Annotated in this window: 14 protein-coding genes and 1 tRNA gene; 8 read left to right on the forward strand and 7 right to left on the reverse strand. The window is 39.2% G+C overall.

The window, feature by feature from the left end:
• Positions 1–73 precede the first annotated feature (73 nt).
• Positions 74–1,417 (forward strand): NADP-specific glutamate dehydrogenase, encoded by a 1,344-nt coding sequence (gene gdhA, locus LBQ60_12475; protein MDR2038731.1) that lies wholly within the window; start codon positions 74–76, stop codon positions 1,415–1,417.
• 145 nt (positions 1,418–1,562) lie between these two features.
• On the opposite strand, the gene LBQ60_12480 is transcribed toward gdhA, so the two are convergent.
• From LBQ60_12480 to LBQ60_12490, 3 genes are all read right to left on the reverse strand, one after another.
• Entirely contained in the window at positions 1,563–2,003 is a 441-nt protein-coding gene (locus tag LBQ60_12480; GenBank protein MDR2038732.1) for a copper resistance protein NlpE, read from the reverse strand.
• Between the two features lie 235 nt (positions 2,004–2,238).
• A complete protein-coding gene (locus LBQ60_12485) occupies positions 2,239–8,316 on the reverse strand; it encodes a carboxypeptidase-like regulatory domain-containing protein (GenBank protein MDR2038733.1) in 6,078 nt (2,025 codons plus the stop codon).
• A 255-nt stretch (positions 8,317–8,571) separates the two neighbouring features.
• A complete protein-coding gene (locus LBQ60_12490) occupies positions 8,572–8,778 on the reverse strand; it encodes a hypothetical protein (GenBank protein ID MDR2038734.1) in 207 nt (68 codons plus the stop codon).
• Positions 8,779–9,000: 222 nt separating this feature from the next.
• Between LBQ60_12490 and LBQ60_12495 the strand changes: the two genes are divergently transcribed.
• The 6 genes from LBQ60_12495 to LBQ60_12520 all read left to right on the forward strand — a co-directional run bounded on the left by LBQ60_12495 (position 9,001) and on the right by LBQ60_12520 (position 14,502).
• Complete coding sequence (locus LBQ60_12495; protein ID MDR2038735.1) at positions 9,001–9,828, forward strand: glycerophosphodiester phosphodiesterase; 828 nt, start codon at positions 9,001–9,003, stop codon at positions 9,826–9,828.
• Between the two features lie 120 nt (positions 9,829–9,948).
• A complete protein-coding gene (rmuC, locus tag LBQ60_12500) occupies positions 9,949–11,364 on the forward strand; it encodes a DNA recombination protein RmuC (protein ID MDR2038736.1) in 1,416 nt (471 codons plus the stop codon).
• 70 nt (positions 11,365–11,434) lie between these two features.
• Positions 11,435–11,656: a helix-turn-helix domain-containing protein gene (locus LBQ60_12505; protein ID MDR2038737.1), complete on the forward strand. Its 222-nt coding sequence runs from the start codon at positions 11,435–11,437 to the stop codon at positions 11,654–11,656.
• Positions 11,657–11,921: 265 nt separating this feature from the next.
• A complete protein-coding gene (locus tag LBQ60_12510; protein MDR2038738.1) occupies positions 11,922–12,104 on the forward strand; it encodes a type II toxin-antitoxin system HicA family toxin in 183 nt (60 codons plus the stop codon).
• A gap of 170 nt (positions 12,105–12,274) precedes the next feature.
• On the forward strand, positions 12,275–12,664 hold the full coding sequence (locus tag LBQ60_12515) for a type II toxin-antitoxin system HicB family antitoxin (GenBank protein MDR2038739.1): 390 nt from the start codon (positions 12,275–12,277) through the stop codon (positions 12,662–12,664).
• Between the two features lie 470 nt (positions 12,665–13,134).
• Entirely contained in the window at positions 13,135–14,502 is a 1,368-nt protein-coding gene (locus LBQ60_12520; protein MDR2038740.1) for a hypothetical protein, read from the forward strand.
• Between the two features lie 70 nt (positions 14,503–14,572).
• Here the strand turns inward: LBQ60_12520 and LBQ60_12525 are convergent.
• A tRNA-Ile gene (locus LBQ60_12525) sits at positions 14,573–14,646 on the reverse strand.
• Positions 14,647–14,762: 116 nt separating this feature from the next.
• Here LBQ60_12525 and LBQ60_12530 point away from each other — a divergent pair.
• Positions 14,763–15,383, forward strand: coding sequence for an HAD family phosphatase (locus LBQ60_12530; GenBank protein MDR2038741.1), 621 nt, complete (start codon positions 14,763–14,765; stop codon positions 15,381–15,383).
• Positions 15,384–15,520: 137 nt separating this feature from the next.
• Here LBQ60_12530 and LBQ60_12535 read toward each other — a convergent pair whose 3' ends face one another.
• The 3 genes from LBQ60_12535 to LBQ60_12545 are packed head-to-tail and all read right to left on the reverse strand — an operon-like array spanning position 15,521 to position 17,297.
• Positions 15,521–15,844 carry an MGMT family protein gene (locus tag LBQ60_12535; protein MDR2038742.1) on the reverse strand — a complete coding sequence of 108 codons (324 nt, stop codon included), beginning with the start codon at positions 15,842–15,844 and terminating at the stop codon, positions 15,521–15,523.
• Between the two features lie 40 nt (positions 15,845–15,884).
• The gene (plsY, locus tag LBQ60_12540) at positions 15,885–16,529 is read right to left on the reverse strand and encodes a glycerol-3-phosphate 1-O-acyltransferase PlsY (GenBank protein ID MDR2038743.1); all 645 of its coding nucleotides are present in this window, start codon (positions 16,527–16,529) and stop codon (positions 15,885–15,887) included.
• 12 nt (positions 16,530–16,541) lie between these two features.
• Entirely contained in the window at positions 16,542–17,297 is a 756-nt protein-coding gene (locus LBQ60_12545) for a C40 family peptidase (GenBank protein MDR2038744.1), read from the reverse strand.
• Between the last annotated feature and the right edge of the window lie 12 nt (positions 17,298–17,309).

Consider the following 17,309-nt stretch of genomic DNA (forward strand, 5'->3'; position numbering starts at 1 on the left):
TTATTTTTATATAAAAAAATAAACAAATATAAAAATGATAACTATTTTTGTATAAAACCAAATAAATTAAATCATGGATGAAAGAGTAGAGAAATTTATGGCTATTATAAAAGCCAAAAATCCCGGAGAGGTTGAGTTTCATCAGGCAGTTCGGGGAGTTGCACAATCAATAATCCCGTATATTGAAGAAAACCCCAGGTATAAATATGCAAAAATCCTGGAAAGAATGGCCGAGCCTGAACGCGTAATTATTTTTCGTGTACCCTGGGTCAACGATAAAGGAGAAGTGGAAATAGACCGGGGTTACAGAGTACAAATGAACAGTGCAATAGGACCTTATAAAGGAGGGTTACGATTTCATCCGACGGTAAATCTCAGTAATCTCAAGTTTTTAGCATTTGAACAGACATTAAAGAACAGCCTCACCAGTTTGCCTATGGGAGGGGGAAAAGGCGGTTCGGATTTTGATCCTATAGGTAAATCGGATAATGAAATTATGCGTTTCTGTCAGAGTTTTATGACAGAATTGTTTCGTCACATCAGTGCAGACTGTGATGTTCCGGCAGGCGATATCGGTGTGGGCGGCCGTGAAGTAGGATATATGTACGGACAATATAAAAGGATCAAAAATGAATTTACCGGTGTATTTACCGGTAAAGGTATTGAATGGGGTGGTAGCCTGATCCGCCCGGAAGCAACAGGATTTGGCGGCGTTTATTTTGTACAGCACATGTTGTCTTTGAAAGGCGTCGACATCAAGGATAAAACCATTGGCGTGTCCGGCTTTGGTAATGTTGCCTGGGGTGCTGCCCTGAAGGCAACCCAGGTAGGTGCTAAAGTGATAGCTATATCAGGACCTGACGGGGTGATCCATTGCCCACAGGGAATGGATGATGAAAAAATCGAATATATGTTAGATCTTCGTGCCACCAACAATGACATTGTTGCTCCGTTTGCTGATAAATTTCCCGATACGACATTCATTCCCGGCAAAAAGTCCTGGAGCATAAAATGTGATATTGCCATCCCATGTGCATTCCAGAATGAGCTGAGCGGCGAAGATGCAAAAATGCTGCTGAGCAACGGAACAATCTGTGTGGCGGAATTATCCAATATGGGATGTACCCCAGAAGCCATCGACATATTCACTGATGCAAAAATAATGTTTGCTCCCGGTAAGGCAGTGAATGCAGGAGGAGTTGCTACATCCGGCCTCGAGATAACCCAAAATTCGATGCGTTTACCGTGGTCGGCCGAGGAAGTTGATATCAAATTAAAATCAATTATGAAAAATATCCATGATACCTGTGTTAAATATGGTACAGAACAGTCAGGATATATCAACTACGTGAAAGGCGCCAATATCGGTGGTTTCGTAAAAATTGCCAATGCTATGATGGCTCAGGGATATGTTTAAAACCATATACACACATTATAACCTGGCAAAATAATCCCTCTAAAGGTAAACGTAGGAAAATTGAAAATGATGAACAATGAACTATAAACTATGAATTTTCAGTTCATTGTTCATCGTTTATAGTTTATAATGATTCCTATTGTGGTTATTTCTTTGTCAGGATGTACTTATCGGCCAAATCACCGGTTATGATCTTTCCTTCCTGATCGAGCATAAAGAGTCTGTTCTCACCCACTTTATAGATGTTCATACCGCTTTCTCCTTTCAGGGTTATATTACTTCCTGATGTATCCCATTCATATTTACCCTGACTGGTAAAAACATTATTTGGTCCTTTACCAAGATAAGTCATTTCTTTGGTATAGTTTCCCCTGTCATCTAAAGTTATTACGACTTTTATTCCTTCACAATCAGCGCACGGCGTGACACCTTCGTAAATACCAGCATAATCCAGCGAATTCCGGGAGTTATGCGTATCTGCAACGGCCTGGGTCTTCTGTTTTGTTGAACTGTCCTTTCCTGTACTCCTGTTACCGCATGACACCAAAGTCATCATTATGGCGGCTGTTATTAATATTGTTTTCATATTAAATATATTAAAAAAGTAATATAACATAGACAAACCAAATGCCATATTGTTGACTTAACCATAAAAAAGATCTGAAAAATATCAGATTGAAATAAATACCACTCCGGATATTTAATCCCACACAAATACTATGTGAAATAACAAAGAACTTCGTCAAACCAACCGATGTCGCTGAATTCCGCCGAAATAAAAACAAGCATAACACCAGCGGACAGAATACCCAATATTCTTTTTAATCCTTGATATTCATTACCTTAACTCCTGTGCGGCCATAAAACAAAGGCATATACATCTGTTCCACTTTGGCTGGATTTACATAATAAATACCGGTATAACGCGGCATTAACTCTACCTGGAAGGTGTGTGTTCCTCTTTCCAACCGCCGCAAATATATACATACCCGGTCTCGGAAATATTCCCTGTGGGTTTCTCCTGACCGCCAATACCACGATTGCGGTTTACTTTGGTAAGAACAACCCGCCGGAATAGGTATTTCTATCAATACATATTCCGACGACACGTCTGATGCGACATTCACCTCCAATATAGCAACCTTCCCTGCTGTCAGACTGGTGGTCATTTGTTTCGTCCGATTGTCAATTGCGGTTTCTTTTGCAAATTGCGTAGTGATTTTGAATCCTTCGTCGGCTGCTTCAGGTTCGGGAATAAATACTTTTTGCCAGGCAGCAACATATACCGGTAATGTTCCTGTCTTTGCAACAGTAACCGGTTCATGACCGGTGATCGTGACATGTTTCGGAAAAGTGTCGATAATAGCGTGATAAGCACCATTGAGCGTTATCTTCGGTTTATCTGCTTTACCTTTACTATCTTCCAATATGTCGGGCATAATAGTGGTTAATATATTGGCAGACTCATATGTATTACGCCATCCGTAATAAATATCCCGTTCTTTTAATAAGTAATTACGGATTTTTTTCATTATTCCTTCATTATCTCCGGCTTTACGCAGTAAACGGTATGCTGCCAGTGTAGCGGTCACATCATTCATCATCCAACGGGTCCGGTCATATTCTGTCCAGTGGATATTTCCCAGTTGATCAGTTTTTTTATTTTCCAACACACTCCTAGTGTCCGTATCTATCCCGAAATGCAGAGATAATTCCATCCATCTCAGACGTTCGGTATAGCTAAGAAGATTGTTGGAGTTAATGTCATAGTATAATGACGGGTAATTATTTTCAGGATCAATCCTGATCAACATATTCAATATCCCGATACGTTCGGAATCATTACTCTTATCATATTGAAGTATGAGTTGTTGGGTGAGTTTTGAAAAGTCGAAATCAAATCCAAAGCCATCATCACGTGCCTGAAGCAACGCTCCTGCTACATGGGTAGAGATCCACGTCTCCTGATCCCCGTTACCGAACCATCCCCACAATCCATGGTTATTCTGTCCTTTTACCAACCGGTTTACCAGATTGTGGATATGCCGTTCGTATTGATAATCCTGTCCGGAAAGCTGGTAAGCTTTCCGTTCCAACAATAATGCCATGAGACGCGATGCACTTTGTTCGTTGCATAAATGCTTATAATCACGCAAACGACGGGTTTCTTTCAACAGGACATCCAATTCCGAACTTTCCATGGAAAGAGTTACCGGACCTTTTGACACATCAAAGGAAAGAGTCATTGTCGTATCGGTATCCAATACGTGAAATTGACCGATATGTTCAATGGTTCCGCGTGGGATAACCGGGATATGCCTCAATTCACCATCCTGATAACCGTCACCACGTGTAAGCTGATAACTGACGGAAATACTATCATCACCGGTTTCCGGAAGATCAACAGTCAAAATTTCCGGTGCTACCACGGCAAGCGTATCAATTAATGAATGGCGTACCGTTATATCCTTCTCAGTTTTGATAATATGGTTCATCGTAAAATCGATATGAAGCTGAACGGAATCGGAAGTATAGTTGATCACCTTACCGATTACATTAGCCGAATCGCCTTCCACCATAAAACGGGGAACAGCCACCTGTCCCATTAAAGGTTTGAGCGAACGTACCTGCACCTGTGATGTGGTACTTGCTTTTCCGGGTACTAAACCGATAAAGTTCAGGTTCCATTTGGTGACATCATCAGGGAAGGTGGTTTCGAATGTAGCCGTTCCTCCCTGATCAGTGGTCAGAAGCGGCTGCCAGAATGCTTCATCGGAGAAATTGTTACGCAAACCTTTGGATGATGCAAGCCCTGCCTGATAAGCCTCATCTTCTACCATCTGTTTCAAAATATCCTGAGCATCCACTACACCTGTTTTTTTAGTGGAGATCACAACAACCCCGTTTGCCGCACGTGCTCCATATAATACAATTGCCGAAGTTCCCTTCAACATTTGCATATCGGCAATTACATCGGGAGACAAATGGCTGATATCGGTTACTACCACACCGTCTACAACATAGAGTGGCTGCGAAGATCCGTCCAAAGTATTGACTCCACGTATGAAAAATCCTTGTTCCGGCTTATCAGAAACAATTATACCTGCCATTTTTCCCTGAAGGGCGTCTACAGTTGAAATGGAGCCTACTACTTTGGATTTCTTCTGTGTTCCATACCCGACAACAACGACTTCTTCCAATGCTGTTGCATCTTCATATAAAACAATATTTCCCGTCCCGCTTTCCAGGGGTGTATATTCTACCGACTGATAACCTATAAACGAGTATGTTAAAGTACGGTACCCTTCAGGAATACGAATGCAATATTGTCCATCAACATTACTCAGTGTCCCTTCTGCAGTACCTTTTACTGTCACGATTGCCCCGGGTAACGGCTCTCCGCTTTCATCGGTAATTGTTCCGCATATTTCGATACTGTTTTTATAATCGGGATTGTACTTTATGGGAACGGGTGGGTTGGCTTTGGGCTTGGCAGGTATATCAATATCCATACCGCTGTACAAGGCAATATCCCGTAATAACTCGCGATGAGAGATTAGCGAATCAATCGAATAGGAAGGATGCTGCATTTCACCGATATCAAAACGCAACAAATTGGCAGCATTGGTTTGCAATTGCAAAGAATCGAGCCGGTAAAAACTTTTGTCTGCCATCAGCAAAAACAAATCATAAATTCCGTCATTCCCAAAATCGAATGAACGTTCCTGAAGTGGGTAAAAACGGGCTTGTTGCCATTCATGGTTGTATAATATCCAACACCATGCTTTAGCCTGAATGGAATCGTTAATGGTGGTTTCCACCTGAAATTTCCCGTTCGTATTATATCCGGAGGTCCTAAATGCACGTATCTTATTCTGTAATCGGTTTTGTTTCCAACGGAGAGAGATACTATCCAGTTCCTGCCGGCTATAAGGTAATCTCTTCCAGTCGAAAGATGGTATCTTTTTATCAAAATTATTATCGAAAGGGATGGTTCGCATTTTCAATATACCGGGTAACGGCTCATATTCGAACCACTCAAATGATTTGTCGCGGCTGAATTGAACAACGGGCTTCTCTTCATTCCATAACGTAATATCCGAACCAGCAACAGGACCGGTCAGTAATCCTCTATAATAATGATTACTCCCTGTCCGGAAATCTGTTGAAAGGACTTCATAAGTATTGCCGTAATGTAAATAGGAAAACTGATTATTGATATGAGCACGCACAGGCATCAGGTAATTCCGCAACGAGTACAGCTCGTTAGAGGTGTATTCTTCTTTCATCCTGACAGTTTTCCCGATCGTTACGGCATTTTTCCCGATCTCCATATCCTTATTCCATTCATAAGGATCAATGCTGATGATATTTTTACAGCCGCTATACACCTGTACCCGGAAATATATTTCACAATCGGAAGTACGGATCCGTATAGAGTGGTTATCCGGATTAACAGGAAATACATAGGGAGCATTGGTGGTACTTTTGCTGAAATATACCGGCCGGTTGTCGATATAAAGTATCTGTACGGGAAGCAACTTACCATCATGTACCAGATAAGGAGCAATATAAGTTTTCCCGTCGGAGGAGGATAGTTCATACCGGTAAACCTTTTTACCGGGATAGGCAAAACGATACAGTTCCACACTGTCAAGTTTCAGTGGTGTTCTCCATTGCGGATAATCCATTTTTTTACTTCGGCGTATATTTCTTTTTTCCGATGAAGAAAAAGCATTGTGTGATCTCCGTTCTGAAAATACTTTCTGATATGAGGGAATAGTGGGCATTTGAAATTCACCGAATTTTGCAGTGTTTCCCCATGCCGTAAGGTCAACTCCGGAAACCGGGTTATTTTCGGCATCGGTAGCCAGTATATTCACTTTTACGGTTTGTCCCGGATAAATTATGGCCGGAACCGATGTATTGAGTTTCAGTTGGGGTTGATCATCAGCCAGCCTGTATTCCAGTTGATGCTCGCGCCCGCCCCAGATGTATTGTACGGAAAGGAAATAATCTTTCGAAGAAGCTTTTGCTTTGTATCCTGTTAATGTCCCTGATCCTCTCCATCGTTCTTTGTTCCCTTTGAAAATAGTATAACTAAGAGGTAGTTCCAATGGATTTATCACTGAAATAAAAATACTATCGCGGGTACGCTTCAAGACGCAGTTTACTCCCGAATTATCTGCCGATGGAATAAATTCGACAGACAGAGGTTCGGGTTGATAGCCACTACTAGAGACAATACTTTCAAATAATTTCGGATTTCCCACTAACGGAAGCGCTTCATTTCTGTTTTCCCCGATCTGGGTAGCCACATATTTATCTGCCAACGGATGAATTTTAACTTTTCCGGGAAGGAATAACACAGTATCACCCATCTGGCCACGATTTAATTTCACCTGTATTCCTTCAACAAATCTGCCGTAATTTTCATAATGTACATAAAGGCTGTCGGCTTTTTGAGTAATAAAGATTCGTTCCGGAGTATTCTTCCGGACAAACCGGATATCTTTTTTGGCCGTTTGGTTATCGCTGTTGCTGAACATGGCAATTAGCTGTACATTCAACGAAGCGGCAGGCCAGATACTATCCGGAACCACGATTTTTGTTTCTCCTACCGGATCGAGTGTTATTTCCTTACTCCAAAGCCGGTCGGGGACCAATACCTGCTTTCCGGTAAAGTCAGTAACCTTTTCTGAAATCAAAGCCAGTTCTACGCGTGCATCCATTACCGGCATATTGTTTTCATCCGTAGCTTTGGCAAAAAACGTCACTTCCTCATGTAACAAATATTCTGTCTTTTCCGAACGGATATGATATTGGACATTCTGTAATTCATAATCTTCGTAATAAAAATAGCCGCTTTGATAGACTTTATTATTGGCCAGTTGTATAGCGTATCGCTGGTCGAGTTTCATCCCCCAGTTTTCTTTGGGAACAAATTCCATCGTATAAAATCCCGGACGGTAAGGTTTCAGTTTACCAATTTCATGGTATTTATCAGTCCGGATACTGGCAGTTAACGAATCTGTTACAGGCTTATCCTTTTTATTGGTTACAAATGCTTTAAAGCGAATAGTATCACCCGGACGATATCTGGGTTTACTGAACACGAAAAAACCGTTACCGGCTTTATCAGGATCGAAAATACGGGCCACACCGTCAATCCATCCGACAGGTTGCCCCCAACTGATACTTTGGGAAATATCGGCAAAAGGCTTCTGTATGTAATAAATACTACCTTTGGGATATGAATCACGGAAACTCCGATAGATATCCATCGGAATACTGGTCACAAATATAACCGGTCGCGATACATATTTTACAACCGGGACATTCCACAACCCGTTCTTCATCCGCTTCCACCAATTAATCTTGTATTTACGCTCTACAGTATAGTATGCGGTGATACCATCCGCTTCAATGGTTAAAGTACCCTGCTTATCGGTTTTTTTCCGCCGGTAACTCTGAGTTTCTCGATCATAACGAATACGTTTACTTCCCACTTTTACCTTGGCATTATCAATTATCTTTCCGGTCTCACGGTCCATTACCATTAAAGCCATATCCCGCTGATTATTTAACATCCGGTGCTCAAAAGGTACCACCGAGAATAAACGGAATTGCAGCATATTTCCGGACGAGTGTACCAGCATATAATGTCCTGTGGGATAATTACCGGGTAATTCCGTCACGACATCACGTAAAGTATCCACACAGTGTTGTAATACCTTTTCATTAAGCTTTTGTTTACCTTGATAATATTTTCCGGCAGTCGCATCGTCAATACGGTAAACCAAAGTGATAGGACTCTGTGCAGGAATAAAAGAAGACTGGGCATAGATATACCCCACTTTCATCAGAAATAGTGCAGATAGGAAAAAGATGTACTTCATAGGAATAGGTTCAAATACAAAAATATGTTTTCTCTATAACTTATGGATGTATTTTTAGCTGAAATTCCATAAACTGATAATAAAAAATGTGAGAATTCATCATTCATTGTCAGTTAATATCTTTTCTCAGTAATAGTTAATAGTAAACTGATTTTTATTTCATACTTCGAAAGAATTATCTTTAATTTTACCCAAAAATACCATAATTATTATGTCCAGAATACTGCCATACCTCCTGCCCTTTCTGCTACTCTTTTATTCCTGCGGAGGGAGTTCATTCAATTCCAAAAAGTAACCTGCGGAACAAACTGTTATAAATACAGGATCCGTAAATATACTGATGGTAACAGAAAACACAAATCCGGTAAAAGAGGAGCCGAGAGTTGGCGATGATTTTCCCGTTCCCGAACCGATAATCGCCCCCTCTCCCGAAATGATGTACGAAATTCGTTTTTGATTCATTGATCTTTTTATGCACATTTGCATGGTGCGAAATATTAGTTATATAAATTTGTATTTGAACCAACATAAACTCAATTATATTCACGCAGATGAAATCCATGATCATTACTGTTCATCCACTATAATGAGCAAAATATGGATATTTAGCTCTGCTGAGCCGTTACTTGCGGTGAGCCCTTCGGATTTCAGGGTCCATATAATCTTAAAAATAATTTTATACAGATGAAAACACTTAAATTATTCTCCATCGCAATAGGCCTTTTGGCTTCTTTACAGGTGTTTGGACAAATCCAGGAAATACGTCTGTTTTCACATCGTGGCGGACGAATGGAATATGACGAAAACACGATCCTGGCCTTTAAAGCGAGTTATGACGCCGGCTATCACGGATTCGAAACAGATATACGAATGACGAAAGACGGAGAATTGGTGATCATACATGACAGTTCATTGGAACGGACTACCAACGGCAAAGGGACCGTCGAAAATAAAACAAAGACGGAAATCATGCAATTGAAAACAAAACAGGGAAACAAAATCCTGTTTCTTAGTGAATTGCTCGATTTTTTACATGATAAACCGGGTTTATATGTTGAATTTGAGATGAAAACCAATCCGGTATCGCTTTATCCGGAAGACCGTCTTGCAGCATATTGCGACAAACTGTATCATATGGTGATGGAAAAACGACCTGCTGACGCCGTTTATGTATTTACCTCGTCAGATTACCGGGCTTTACGTTACCTTCAATCACGCTATCCCGGCGTTGATTTGCTTCTGATCACTTCGAAGCCCTGTAATGCAGAAACAATAGCTCTTTGTAAAACTGTCGGAATAAAGCGACTGGGTGCAACAATGAACGGAACAAGCCGTGAAAGTGTCCGGAAAGCACATGAGGAAGGGCTGATCGTAAGCCTGTGGCCGGGACATTCGGTTGAAGATTTTATGTTGGGGGCATATCTGGGTTGCGATTATATGTGTACCGACATTCCGGTATCGTTAAAAAAGTGGATTGCAGAAAAAGTGCCCTGGATAAAAGTCACCTATTAACCGGATATTTTTAATGAACCATAGTTTCAAAATAGTATTGGCTGAGATAAAAGCAGATATCCTTACTTAAAAAGGATTACTGCTTTTGAAAATAACATATCGTATCTAAATAAAAAATTGATGACATTAACCGTTTTACTTTATATTGCACTGGTTGTCCTTGTGATCATTAACATTGTGTTAACTCTCACAAAAAAGACGAATCCTGACCCTAGGATCAACGATCAACTTATCCGGATCGATTCGGATCTTGCAAAAATAGATCCTCTGCTCAGGGATGAATTCAGCAGAAACCGGGAAGAAAACCAGAGGGCTTTTAAAGATAACCGGGAAGAATTAAATAAATCGTTCAAATTAATGAGCGATATGTTGACAAAAACAGTAACGGATTTGTCCTTTGCCCAAAAAAATCAATTTGAAACCTTTTCAAAACAACTTAATGAATGGATCAGGTCATTCGATGAAAAAACAAAATACCTGCAGGAACAACTGGGAAAATCTGCCAGGGAAAATCAAGTCGAGCTGAAGGAAATCAGGGAAGCCGTAGAAAAAAAGCTGCATACATTACAGGAGGAAAACAGCAAGAAACTGGAAGAAATGCGTAAAGTAGTTGACGAAAAACTGCAGGAGACAGTAGAAAAAAGGTTCACGGAATCTTTCAAACTGATCAGCGAAAGACTTGAACAGGTACATAAAGGATTGGGCGAAATGCAATCGTTGGCTTCCGGCGTCGGCGACCTGAAAAAAGTACTGACCAATGTCAAAACAAGGGGGAACCTGGGTGAAATCCAGCTTGGAGCGATTCTGGAACAAATACTTTCTCCCGAGCAATACCGGCAGAATGTTCCGGTAAAGGAAAACAGTCCGGAAAGAGTTGAATATGTGATCAGACTTCCCGGAAAAAACCATAACGACCAGTCCCTGTTATTGCCCATTGATTCGAAATTTCCCAATGAAGATTACCAAAGGCTGTTGGAAGCTTATGACAATCTTTCCAATATGAATCCTAAAGACGTAGAATCGATTACCCGGCAATTTGAAAATTCTGTAAAAAAGAATGCAAAGGACATCCGGGAAAAATATATTAACCCACCTGTAACTACTGATTTTGCCATCATGTTCGTCCCTACGGAAGGCCTTTATGCGGAAATATTGAGGCGGACCGGTTTATTCGAAACATTGCAGCGTGACTATAAAATTACCGTTGTCGGGCCGACCAATCTGGTAGCCTTTCTCAGCAGCCTGCAAATGGGATTTAAGACATTGGCCATCGAAAAACGTTCAAGTGAAGTCTGGGAACTCTTAGGTGCCGTAAAAACCGAATTCGGGAACTTCGGAACCGTACTGGAAAGAACCAAAAAGAAACTTCAGGAAGCCACTAATGTTATTGACAAAGCAGGTGTCAGATCCCGGGCCATAGAGAGAAAACTGAGGACAGTTCAGGAATTACCCCAGGAACAAACCGTTGCCATATTAGGGGAAGCTATTGAAATTGAACAGGACAGGGAATATGAAAATGAACAGGATGAGACATAAAAAGGCCTTGTTCTCTTTAGCATATTCAAAAATAATCATTGTTGACAAATATGATAACTGATTATTTTTTATGGAAAAAGAAGTTGCATTGAAAAAGATCGGGATACAAATTCAGAAACTAAGAGAAGAAAAAGGCATTTCACAACAAGTTCTGGCAGCAATGTGTAATTATGACAAATCGAACATGAGCAGGATTGAAGCTGGCAAAACAAATTTTACCGTAAATACTCTTTTGAAAGTAAGTAATGCTTTAAATGTAAAACTGAAAGATATTGTAGATATAGGTGATTAAACAGAGAAAAACAAAAGTATGGATAATCCCGAATAATTGGTTTTTAAACAACAACAGAAGGTTTATCATTAGATTTTTAATTAAAAAAATTGGTCTTCATCCTACAGCAGCTTCTTATCAAATGGATTTACCTTATGATGAAAATAAGAATAGACACAAATGCTGATTCCCACATTAATTCAATAAAATGTAAAAAAATAATAAAAAACATTTGAAAACAATAACCAAATAGTTATCTTTACAAGATTCGATTAAAACATCAGTCATGAAATATTCAGAGTTTCATAGGTTAATTCAAAAGAATGGATGGAAATTCCTGAAAGCAACAGGAAGCCATTACTTCTATGAGAAGGAAGGCAGAAGTTCTCCGCCGGTTCCCTATCTTGGATCAAAGGAGATGCCGGAGGGATTAAGGAAAAAAGTAATGAGGGACATAGGGCTGAAATAAGCTCCAGTCTTTAAAAAGATAAGGGAAGTAAAGAAAGAAAGGATATTTCAAAGAAAGGTTTAAAAATAAAAGAACAAAGGACTGATAGATAGCATAATAGAAAGAAGTGGAAAATCTAAATATCCAGATAGAATAGTAGGTAATAATTTGAAATAGAAAAATATAGAAAGATGAAAAAGTTGATAATCATAATAGAAAAAAGCTCGGACCATTATGGAGCATACGCAGATAATTGCCCCGGGATTTATGGTGGTGGCGATACGGTTGAAGAAGCGAAAGAAGAAGCGTTGAAGGGTCTTGAATTGTTATTGGAAGGTAATGATGTCCCGGATATATTAAAAGGGGAATACGAGATAGAGTATAAGTTTGATGTTCAAAGCTTCTTGAAATATTATGAAAAAATATTCTCAAAGCCAGCTCTGGAAAAATTAACCGGTATTAACCAAAAGCAGTTGCATCATTACGCCAGCGGATTGAGGGAGCCAAGGGCACCACAAAGGAAAAAGATAGAATCGGCCTTGCATAAGCTAGGCAAGGAACTTTTATCTGTAAGACTTTGATGTTTTAATTGACAGTTGAATATCTCAGTTACGGATCCCGGTATTTTCTCCCGGGATTCTTATTCGATGTACTTAAAAAAGCAAAGAAGCTATTATAGAAGCGATAATCCCGACAAAAAAGCCTATCAATATTTGCAATACATCCCTGTTTTCAATCGGCCACAAATCATAATATATTTATTTTAAACCACATAACTCAAATTTATATATTATATTATATTATATTATATTATATTAGGTTGCGCCTTAGATAAAGATAAAGCTCAATTTCACTTGACTTGCCTTCGCTCAGCTTTCACTATATTTTCACAATAAAACGCGATTAATAAGCAACTATTCTTTAAAAGTGTTAGTTTCTCTATAATCTATCCTATATTATCAGTTAAAAGTATGGAATGGAAACCATATTTTAATGGATATTTCTTCCTGTGCTTAAATTTTCGTATATTGTGCATGATGCAAAGAATTAAATGATAGAAAAAGGTACCTTCAAACAATATTTTAATCTCGATACCCTGGAAAAAATACCTTGGTATCGCTTTATTCCCGGAATAATTTCCGCATTATTTACTTCTTTCTGCTATTATGCTTTTTTCTACATGATACGGGAAGCTTTGCGCTTTGTTGTTCTTTTTCCCGAAGATGATATACTTGTTTTAAGTGATCACGAAGTATTATTTTATAATTTCATTTTTGCACTGATCGGTTCTGTTTTTGGTTTAAGCTCTTTCCTTCAGTTTTGCTTTCCTCAAAATAAAATCTGGAGGGAATCATCAAAAAACTACTATCGGAAAATGAGTATCTTTAATGACCTGACTGCGTTAAACTCTATCTTTCTTTATTGGCTGTCGCAAATGACTTTTGTATTAAGTTTTATATTGGGAACAACGGCTGCTTTCTGTTCGTTTTTATTATACCCTACCTTCAATATAGTATGGATATTTGTTGTAATTGTTCTTTTTATGGAACTATGGAAAACCATACGCAGGGTCGCTTTCTATAAGAGCAGGTATTGGATCTTCTTTTCGGCAATATTTATCTTAATCTGGTCTTTATTATTATCCCGCATTCAGTTGTTAGATTATCCATCACTGAATAACCTTTCTTTTACCCAAAAATATCATATGGAATATCCTGAATCGGGTTATTATACTATCATCAACAATCGCTCATTGGTTCTTGATATCGTTATTTATATTGATAAAGAAGGAAAAGATACCATCCCGACCTTTTTCGTAAACCGAACGGAATCAAACCTTGAAAATCTTCAGGGTTTAGTTGCTGCATATAAAGAGAATAATCATCATGAAACGGATCATAAGCTTTTGACTTGTTTGATCCGGGCAGATAAAAATACACGGGTAAAAGATATTATAGTCGTTGAAAATCTTTTAACTGGGATAGGGCTGCTAAAGGTCGGTTATAGAATATTACCGACAAATCCGGATTGTAGTGATCAATATTATCCTTATGTATTGTTAAAAATGAACCCCAGCCCGTCATTTCCTGAACCTGATGAGAATGATTATTCTATTTTTCCTATCGTAATTGATAAAAACGGAATTATTGCCAATGGAAAAACAACGGACTGGCAACAAATGCCTTTTGCCATTCAGGAATTTATCCTGGCTAATCCGGATTACCTATTCACATTTGAACTAAATAATAATTGTAGTTATGAAGATAATGTTAGAATATATAGTACCCTGTTCTCTACGATCAATCATTTAAGAAATAATGTCTCACAAGAAAGATACGGAATTTCATTTGAAGATTTGTCGTATGAACAGAGGGATGAGATAAGAAGCCTTTTTCCTGCAAGAATACTTCGAAAATAATTTAAACAACGATGCTTAAATATAAAAACGCCTCACAATTTTCTTGTAAGGCGTTGATTTTCTTTACTTGTGGGCCCTGTAGGGCATGATCCTACGACCCCCTGATTATGAGTCAGGTGCTCTAACCAACTGAGCTAAGGGCCCTGATTTATTTTGAAATCGGACTGCAAAATTACATCTTTGCAGAATATTCGCAAATTTTATCTCACTTTTTTATGTTACATCCTGATTTTATTTCACGACTTAAGGCGTATAACCTTATGAATAAGCCGATTAAAAATATCATTTTTGATCTGGGAAACGTCGTTATCAAAATTGATCCCGACCTGACCATAAATCAATTCAAAGAATTGGGTATAGAGGATTTCGATTCCATATATACCATGATGAAGCAATCGGATATATTTGATAAGCTGGATACAGGAAAGATATCGGTTTCTGAGTTTCATGAAGCTATCCGGACACATGCAAAAAGGAATCTGACAGATGAACAGATCGATGACGCGTGGTGTGCCATGCTACTTGATTTCCCTGATGAAAATATTGAATTGCTCCGCCGTTTAAGGACAGAATACCAACTTTACCTCCTCAGCAATACCAATCAACTACATATCGACAGGTACCTGAAAAAACTCCTCAAGGAAAAAGGTTCTCCTCTCCTACCCGATCTGTTCAACCATACCTTTTATTCACATGAAATAGGATACCGTAAACCGAATAGGGAGTCTTTCGAATATGTGTTAAAAGCAGAGAAATTAAAAGCGGCCGAAACGATATTTATCGATGATCTGGAACATAACGTCATCGGTGCGCGTAGTGTGGGTATGCAGGCATATCATTTTACCAGTGAACAGCAATTAACGGATCTGTTTATTTTGTAAATTGATAATTGACTATATTATAGTTCAAAGTCAGAATGTCTAAAAGTTAGAAAGTTCAGTTCATACTGATATATATTCTTTCATTTTGAGGATAAATATTCCCTTTCTCTATGTTCAGAATGGAACAAATCAAATAACTATCCTAACTCAATATTAGGATCCCAGAAAAATTTATCGAAATCGACGATCTTGTCTTTTTTAATGATCATTCCTTCCTCTTCGAGCAATTGTTGCATCCTTCCCTCTCCGAAAAAGTGTTTACCGGTCAATAACCCTATACGGTTTACTACCCGGTGTGCAGGAACAGGTAGTTCATGGAGATGGGAATTATTCATGGCCCATCCGACCATACGGGATGATTGCGCCGAACCAAGGTATCTGGCAATGGCTCCGTAAGTTGTAACTCTTCCGTATGGGACCAACCGGACAACCTGATAGACATGTTCAAAACTAAAATCCAATTCCTAATGTTTTAATCGTTTATTTCTTTAAGAGTAACAGTTATTCCTTCTTTTTATCAGCATTTTTAAACAGGAAAGTGGCCTTTCCCTCTTCTCCTTTCATCAGCCGCGAAATATTTTTCCGGTGTGTGATAAACAATAAGACGCAAACTATTACGGAAAAAATCTTCAATGAAATACTATCCGATTGAAAGATAAAAATTACCGATATAGGGAACGAAAGTCCCATCATCAAAGAACTTACAGAAGAAATTTTTGTAATGAACAAAGAGAGAAAGAATATGCCAACAGCGACCAATGTAGCCTGCCAGTGCAAAGCGAGTAAGACCCCGACAATAGTGGCAACACCCTTTCCCCCACGAAATCCCGCAAAAATGGGAAAAACATGGCCTAATACTGCTGCTGCACCTAAGATCAGTTGAAAATTCACATATGTATTGGTCCCGGCTATGAATGTTGGCGACAATAATGCCAGTTTTGCCGCACCAAAACCTTTGAAAACATCGATCAATAGCACAGGAAGCCCTGTTTTAACACCTAAGACCCGCATCACATTTGTTGTCCCGGCATTTTTACTACCGTGTTCCCGGACGTCAATGCCATGGAGTGCTTTACCGATCCATACTGCTGAGGGTATGGATCCGACCAAATATGCTGCAATAACTATGAATATGTTATATATCATTGTATGTATATTTTAAATTCTTTTGATACTATGTAATTGATGGGTATATCGTTTTTCATCCCTGTTAAATATCCCCTGCCGGTCAAAACGGTCTATCCGCACACAACCGGATGCATGGATGATACTGGCATCATCACAAAGGATCCCCACATGAATCACACGATGTTCTTCATTCGCAAAGAAAGCCAGATCTCCTTGCCGGATATCCTCGAAATCAACCGGATTACCAAGTTTCTCCTGTTGATGGGCATCACGGGGAAGGTATTTTCCGGCCATGCGAAAAACCACCTGTACCAATCCGGAACAATCTATTCCGAATACAGTTTTTCCACCCCACAAATACGGTGCTTCCAAATATTGCTTTGCTGAAGCCACGACATCTTGATTTGTTTCCAAAACATCACCATCCAACAGATAAGATCTTTTTTCATCTATAATGGACAACGATTCCGGGGAGAAAATGCTACCACCCGGCAAATACAAACAGACATCGTCCGGAGATACATGACACGTTGTAAAAGGAACAGAAACAATATGTAACCGTCCTTGATCAGAGAAAATCTCTTTCTCCAGCAGTTTTACCATATTGGTACTTACCCATCCGTTATATTCATCCATCGTTGTACGGATATGCAACCATTTCTCCGTAGAATCCAGAATTGTAAAAGTTTCCCCGAAAAGCAACTGGGAAACCATTTCACTTCTCTCCGATGCATCGGCACGCATTGGTATATTACTCAAAAGACAGATTCCTGCAGGAAGATACATTTGTTTTTATGA

It is taken from the genome of Bacteroidales bacterium (genome assembly GCA_031275285.1).
In the GTDB taxonomy this organism is placed as follows: Bacteria; Bacteroidota; Bacteroidia; order Bacteroidales; family UBA4181; genus JAIRLS01.